This is a genomic window from Microbacterium sp. Bi128, assembly GCF_918698205.1.
In genome coordinates this window covers 1-1,094 of sequence record NZ_CAKKMM010001605.1, presented here as the reverse complement: position 1 = coordinate 1,094, position 1,094 = coordinate 1, and the positions used below count along the sequence as shown (strand labels likewise).

General features: G+C 72.2%; 1 protein-coding gene and 1 pseudogene. Both read left to right on the top strand.

Going from position 1 to position 1,094, the window contains the following annotated elements; genetic code table 11:
- Positions 1-248 (top strand): annotated as a pseudogene (locus tag LQV45_RS34885) (DNA primase); the annotation flags it as partial.
- 45 nt (positions 249-293) lie between these two features.
- The gene (locus tag LQV45_RS34880; protein WP_230012541.1) at positions 294-1,067 is read left to right on the top strand and encodes an ATP-binding cassette domain-containing protein; all 774 of its coding nucleotides are present in this window, start codon (positions 294-296) and stop codon (positions 1,065-1,067) included.
- The last annotated feature ends 27 nt before the right edge of the window (positions 1,068-1,094 follow it).

Genomic DNA, 1,094 nt, shown 5'->3' with positions numbered 1-1,094 from the left:
TGCGCGAGCCGTTCCGCACCCTCGCCGTCGAACTGCTCACCGCGGAGTTCCCCGCGCGCCACGAAGAAGGCGCGGTCGCCTCGGCGAACGACCTCGCTCGCGGCCTGCTCGTGCGCGAGCTCCAGCGAGAGAAGGACGAGTTGCTGCGCGGCATCCAGCGCGTCCCCGCCGACTCCGAAGAGGGGCGGCGTCTGCGGATCCGGTTGCGGGAACTGGACGCCGATCGACAGCGACTGACCGCTCCCTGACCCACGGCGGTGGCGTCAGAGGATCCCGTCGGGGAGGATGTACGCATGCCCCGGTCCCTCGACACCGCTGTCGCCATCCGCGCCGACGACCTCTCGCTCGCCCGCAGTGGCGTACGGGTCATCGACGGCATCACCTTCACCCTCGCCGCGGCGCGCAGCCTCGTGATCATGGGCCCGACGGGGTCGGGGAAGACGTCTCTCGCCTCGATGCTGGCGGGGCGGCCCGACGAAGGGCTGACGGTCGTCGGGGGAGACGCGCGCATCCACGGCATCTCGGCGCGGCATCCGGGGCGGGCGGTCCGGGAATGGACGTTCCACACGGGGTACCTTCCGCAGGGCGCTGGTGCGAATCTGCCCGCACGCCTGACGGTGTCCGAGGTCATCTCCGAGCCGATCACCGCGCGAGATCGCCGCGTGAACACGCGGGCGCTCGCGGTGCGCGTCGCGACACTGCTCGACGAGATGGAGCTCCCGCTCGGCACGGCGCCGAAGTACCCCTACGAACTGAGCGCCGGGATGCGTCAGCGGGTCGCGCTCGCGCGCGCCCTCGTCCTGGAGCCGCGCCTGTTCGTGGCGGATGACCTGTACGCCAACCTCGACGTCGAGGTGCGGGCGGCGGTGCGCGCCGCCATCGTGCGTCGCCGTGATGAGCGCGGGATGGCCTCGCTCGTCGTGACCAACGACGCCGACGCGCCCCACGGCTTGGATGCCGACGTGCTCGTGCTCCGCTCCGGGCACGCCGTCGCCTACGGGCACGGGCCGGACGACCTGCAGTGGACCCCCGGCGGCGCGCCCGACCGACGGATTTCGGCGGGCTGATTTTTCCGCGACGCCGCGGTGCTGTTA